Below are 5,678 nucleotides of genomic sequence, written 5' to 3' on the forward strand. Positions count from 1 at the left end.
GGCGGGTGCTTGAGAGCATGAGAGGATGCTGCTGGACTCATGCGATCAAGATAGCACGAGGAAAGAACAAATCAAGAACACAAACAAAAAGCGCGAAAACAACCCCATGCACAAGTAGAGCTGCCCAAACTTCGCGCGCCCGCCTTTGACCTCACGCAACACGGCCGGCACAACCATCCCGTTTCATGACCGACGGATCGATCACGCCGGAACCGGGTTGGTGACGATCGCTGTGTGAAGGTCGGCAGGAACATGACAATCCAACAAAAAACGGCCGTCGCGAGCGGCGACCTCGATCTCCTCGATCGCTATTGGCGCGCTGCCAACTACCTCTCGGTCGGGCAAATCTACCTGCTCGACAACCCGCTGCTGCGCGAGGCCTTGCGGGCCGAGCACATCAAGCCGCGGTTGCTGGGACATTGGGGCACGACGCCCGGTCTGAACTTCATCTATGCCCATCTCAACCGCGTCATCCGCGCGCTTGATGTCAGCGTTCTCTATGTCTGCGGCCCCGGTCATGGCGGCCCGGGCATGGTCGCCAATACCTATCTCGAAGGCAGCTATAGCGAGATCTATCCGGATATCGCGCGCAATGCGGATGGATTGTGCAAGCTGTTCAGGCAGTTCTCCTTCCCTGGCGGCATTCCTAGTCACGCGGCCCCTGAGACCCCGGGCTCGATCCACGAGGGCGGCGAGCTCGGCTACGCCCTGGTGCACGCCTATGGTGCGGCGTTCGACAATCCCGACCTGATCGTCGCCTGTGTCGTCGGCGACGGTGAAGCCGAGACCGGCCCGCTCGCGGCGTCCTGGCACTCCAACAAGTTCCTGAGCCCGGCCCATGACGGCGCGGTGCTGCCGATCCTGCATCTCAACGGCTACAAGATCGCGGGTCCGACCGTGCTCGGGCGGATGCCTGACAGCGAGATCCGCGACCTGTTCCGTGGGCTAGGCCACGAGCCGCTGTTCGTCGAGGGCGACGATCCCAAATTGATGCACCAGGCCATGGCGGACGCGCTCGACGTCGCGCTCGCCAGCATCCGCTCGATCCAGCAGCATGCCCGCGACGGACGCAAGAGCGTCGAGCGGCCGCGCTGGCCGATGATCGTGCTGCGCAGCCCGAAGGGTTGGACCGGCCCGAAGGAGGTCGACGGCAAGAAGGTCGAGGATTTCTGGCGCGCGCACCAGGTGCCCGTTGCGGGCTGCCGCGAGAACCCGGCGCATCTGAAGATCCTCGAAGACTGGATGCGGAGCTACGAGCCGGACAAACTGTTCGACGCGAATGGCGCGCTGGTGCCCGAGCTTCAGGCGCTGGCGCCCGAAGGTCACAGGCGCATGGGCGCCAATCCGCATGCCAATGGCGGTCTCCTCAAGAAGGAGCTGAAGCTGCCGGACTTCCGCAGCTTTGCCGTGGAGGTGCCGCAGCCCGGCGGCGTCACCGGCGAAGCGACGCGCGAGCTCGGCAAATTCCTGCGCGACGTCATTCGCCTGAACGCGCAAGAGCGCAACTTCCGCATCATGGGCCCGGACGAGACCGCGTCAAACCGGCTGGATGCCGTGTTCGAGACGACCGGGCGGGTCTGGATGGAGCCGACGGAGCCATACGACGTGCATCTCGCGCAGGACGGGCGCGTGATGGAGGTGTTGAGCGAGCATCTCTGCCAGGGCTGGCTCGAGGGCTACCTTCTCACCGGACGCCACGGCTTCTTCTCCTGCTACGAAGCCTTCATCCACATCGTGGATTCCATGTTCAACCAGCACGCCAAATGGCTCAAGGTGACGCGGCATCTGCCGTGGCGGCGGCCGGTCGCCTCGCTGAACTATCTCTTGACCTCGCATGTCTGGCGGCAGGACCACAACGGCTTCAGCCACCAGGATCCCGGCTTCGTCGATCTCGTCGCCAACAAGAAGGCCGACATCGTCCGCATCTATTTTCCGCCGGATGCCAACACGCTGCTCTGGATCGCAGACCATTGCCTGCGCACCTACAACCGCATCAACGTCATCGTCGCCGGCAAGCAGCCGGCGCCGCAATGGCTGTCGATGCAGGAGGCCGCGACGCATTGCGATGCAGGCATCGGCATCTGGACCTGGGCCGGCAGCGAGGACACGAATACCGAACCCGACGTGGTGATGGCCTGCGCCGGCGACGTGCCGACGCTGGAGACGCTCGCTGCCGTCGATCTCCTGCGCAGGGCACTGCCCGATCTGAAGATCCGCGTCGTCAACGTCGTCGACCTCATGACGCTGCAGCCGAGGGATCAGCATCCGCACGGCCTGTCCGACCGCGACTTCGACAGCCTGTTCACGCGCGACAAGCCCGTCATCTTCGCCTATCACGGCTATCCCTATCTGATCCACCGGCTGACATATAACCGCACCAACCATGCCGGCCTGCACGTGCGCGGTTTCGCCGAGGAAGGCACCACGACGACGCCGTTCGACATGGTCGTTCTCAACGAGCTCGACCGCTATCACCTCGCGATCGAGGCGATCGAGCGCGTGCCCGGGCTGGCGACCAAGGCCGCGCAGGTGAAGCAGCAATTCCGCGACAAGCTGATCGAACACGCCCGCTATGTGCGCGAGCACGGCGAGGACATGCCGGAGGTTCGCGACTGGGTCTGGCCGGGCAAGACGGGCTGACGTCATGCCGACGCCCGAGGCGGTTCTGGTCCTCAATTCCGGCTCGTCGAGCATCAAGTTCGGCCTGTTCGATATCGCGTCGGCCGAGCCTGTCCTGCTCTGCAAGGGCCAGCTCGACGAGCACGAGGACAAGCCGCGGCTCGTCGTGAGAGACCCCGCGGGCAAGACCTTGTTCGAGACGCGGAGAGACTCGTCGAATGCCGGCAGTGGTCATCTCTTCAGCGAGGTGCTCGCCTTCATCGAGCACCGGTTCGGCAAGCACAGCTTGCGCGCGGTCGGCCACCGCATCGTCCATGGCGGGCCGGATTATTCAGGTCCGGTCGCGCTGACGGACGACGTCATCGCAAAGCTGGAGGCGCTGACACCGCTGGCACCGCTGCATCAGCCCCGATGTCTGGCGCCAATCCGCGCCATCGCGGCGATCCGGCCCGCGCTGATGCAGATCGCGTGTTTCGACACCGCCTTCCACCACGGCCTCGCGCCGCCGGCCAGCCGTTTCGCCATTCCGGGACGCTTCGAGGCGCGTGGCATCCGCCGCTACGGCTTTCACGGCCTGTCATTCGAATATGTCGCGGGCCGCCTCGCCGAGATTGCACCGGAGCTCGCCGCCAAGCGCACGGTGATCGCGCATCTCGGCAATGGCGCCAGCCTCTGCGCGTTGCGCGACGGCCGCAGCGTCGACACCACGATGGGACTGACGCCGCTCGACGGCCTCGTGATGGGCACGCGAAGCGGCAGCATCGATCCCGGCGTGCTGCTCTATCTGCAGCAGCACGAGAAAATGTCGGTCGAGGAGGTCCAGCACCTGCTCTATCACCAGTCCGGCCTGCTCGGCGTCTCCGGCCTCTCCGCCGACATGCGCACGCTGCTGGCGAGCGGCGACGCTGCCGCGAGAGGCGCGGTCGATCTCTTCACCTTCCGTGCCGCGCAGCAGATCGCGATGATGGCGACCACGCTCGGTGGGATGGATGGCCTCGTCTTCACCGGCGGCATTGGCGAACATGCGAAGGATATCCGTAGCGCGATCGGTGACCGGCTGGCCTGGCTCGGCATGCGGATCGATGCGGCTGCGAATGACGAAGCACGCGAGCGGATCGATAGCGACGATAGCGCCCTCGAAGTGTTCGTGATCCCGACGAATGAGGAACTGGTGATCGCGCGGCATTGCAAGGTGGTGCTGCAAGCTAAGTGAATTATCCGACGGCTCTTCCCCTCTCCCCTTGCTGGAGAAGGTGGCGCGAAGCGCCGGATGAGGGGTTCTGTCCGCGCATGCATTTGCAAATGAGTATGCGGAGAGAGACCCTCACCCCAGTGAGTTCTTGTCTCCCTGCGGTGCTGCCCTCTCCCGCAAGGGGAGAGGGCACAACCATGATCAGCTCGCTCTCAGTGAGTCCCCGACAATATCTGGACGCAGCCGATCACGACCTCGATCACGATCAGCACCACGACCGCGATCTCGAGCCGGAGCGAGCGCTGGGTGTCGATGATGTCGGTCAACGCGTTGGCGGTCTCGGACACCGCGGTGAGCTTGCGCTCGAGCGTGTCGAGGCGCTCCTTGAGTTCGTATTCGTCCTCGAGGCGGGCATAGAGCCGGTCGAGCTCGGGCTTCTCCCAGAGCACGTCGGGCTTTTCGGCCACGGCAACACGGCCGGCGACGCGCTGTTGCACCAGCAATGCGTTGCCGATCAGCTGCAGGATGCCCTTGCGGCGGCGCGGCGTACGGCCGTGCTCGGCGAGCTCGCGCGCGAACGGCTCGATGACGTCGAACACGGCGGCNCCCGCCGCTCGTCACGCGCCAGCGACGTGCTCTTGGCGAGCGCGTCCGCAACCAGCAGCAACCGGTCATCGGAGAATTTGGCGAGGGAGATCGGACCGCCCGGCTGGATCGCTTCAGTGCTCTCGTCCTTGCAGAGCTGCGCCTGCGCGATCTCTTCCTCATAGGGGCTGAGCTCGCCGATAACGCGCGGTTTCAGGCTGTCGATCAGCACCTTCTCCTCCGAGGGCAAGAGGCCGATCAGCACCACGACGCCGTAACGGAAGATCACCGCGAGGCCGGCGTGGACGCGGAAGGCGGCCGGCGTCGACGACACCAGCGCGCCGATCTCGAGGCCGGACGCATTGATGCGGTCGCCGAGCATCAGCGCGCGGATCCGCAAGGTCGGCGCGGCGTCCGGCCGTGGAGATGTCGGGGGCGCGCTAACGGTCGCTTGATCGGCGTTCATGCAAGGCCCTCGTCAGCACCATGGATTGCAGGCTTGTCCCGTTCTGGGGTGCTTGTTCCGCTCGCATCCTCGTGAGGCAGATTGCGAGTGCCCTGCATGCCCGCGCCATGTCCCAGCTAAACTCCGGGTTAATACCGTCAAGGCGAGCTCGCGCCGAAATATTCGGCAACATTCCCTCCCGCAGGGGACATGAATGGGATCCGATAGCTCCAGCAGTTTACCATCGAACGGCGAAGCCTTGGCCGAAAAGTTGCACTCGGCAATGCCGCGTGTTTATGACAACATCATAACAAGTTACGCTTCTCCCGAAGTGCGGACATCGAAGCCTCAATCATGCTGAGCGTCATCATTCCGACCGAAGGCGTCGAGCAGACGGCGGTCGCAACCTTGGCTGCGCTGGTGCCCGGCGCCGCTGCCGGCATCATCCGGGAAGTGCTGCTGGTCGACGGCACCCGCAACGGCGTCATCGAGCGTGTCGCCGACGTCGCAGGCTGCCGCTTCATCAGCTTCGAAGGTTCCTCGCATGGCGCGGCGCTCGCCGCCGGCGCACTGCAGGCCCGTTCTCCCTGGCTGATGTTCCTGCCCGCAGGCGCGGTGCTTGAAACCGGCTGGATCGAGGAGACGACCCAATTCATCCAGAGCGTCGCGACCAGCGGCCGGGACCGGGCCGCGGTGTTCCGCTATGCCCGCACGCCTTACGCCGATACCGGGTTGCGCGATGTCCTTCGGGCCGTGGCGCGCAGGCTGGCCGGTCCGTTCGGCGATCAGGGCCTTTTGATCGCGCGCGATCATTACGACCGGATCGGCGGCTATCCG

The 5,678-nt window shown here is 64.9% G+C and carries 4 protein-coding genes and 1 pseudogene; 3 read left to right on the top strand and 2 right to left on the bottom strand.

Going from position 1 to position 5,678, the window contains the following annotated elements:
- Nucleotides 1–252: 252 nt before the first annotated feature.
- A complete protein-coding gene (locus A5906_RS13600; protein ID WP_080135721.1) occupies nt 253–2,640 on the top strand; it encodes a phosphoketolase family protein in 2,388 nt (795 codons plus the stop codon).
- Between the two features lie 4 nt (nt 2,641–2,644).
- Complete coding sequence (locus A5906_RS13605; protein WP_080135693.1) at nt 2,645–3,832, top strand: acetate/propionate family kinase; 1,188 nt, start codon at nt 2,645–2,647, stop codon at nt 3,830–3,832.
- 191 nt (nt 3,833–4,023) lie between these two features.
- On the opposite strand, the gene A5906_RS44335 is transcribed toward A5906_RS13605, so the two are convergent.
- Nucleotides 4,024–4,416 (bottom strand): RMD1 family protein (locus A5906_RS44335; protein ID WP_245326720.1); only part of this gene is annotated, 393 nt, incomplete at its 5' end.
- A gap of 1 nt (nt 4,417) precedes the next feature.
- Nucleotides 4,418–4,862: pseudogene (locus tag A5906_RS44340) on the bottom strand (RMD1 family protein); the annotation flags it as partial.
- Nucleotides 4,863–5,195: 333 nt separating this feature from the next.
- On the opposite strand from A5906_RS44340, the gene A5906_RS13615 reads away from it, so the two are divergent.
- A partial coding sequence (locus A5906_RS13615) for a glycosyltransferase family protein (protein WP_245326721.1) occupies nt 5,196–5,678 on the top strand: 483 nt, incomplete at its 3' end.

The organism is Bradyrhizobium sacchari (assembly GCF_002068095.1).
Lineage (GTDB): Bacteria > Pseudomonadota > Alphaproteobacteria > Rhizobiales > Xanthobacteraceae > Bradyrhizobium > Bradyrhizobium sacchari.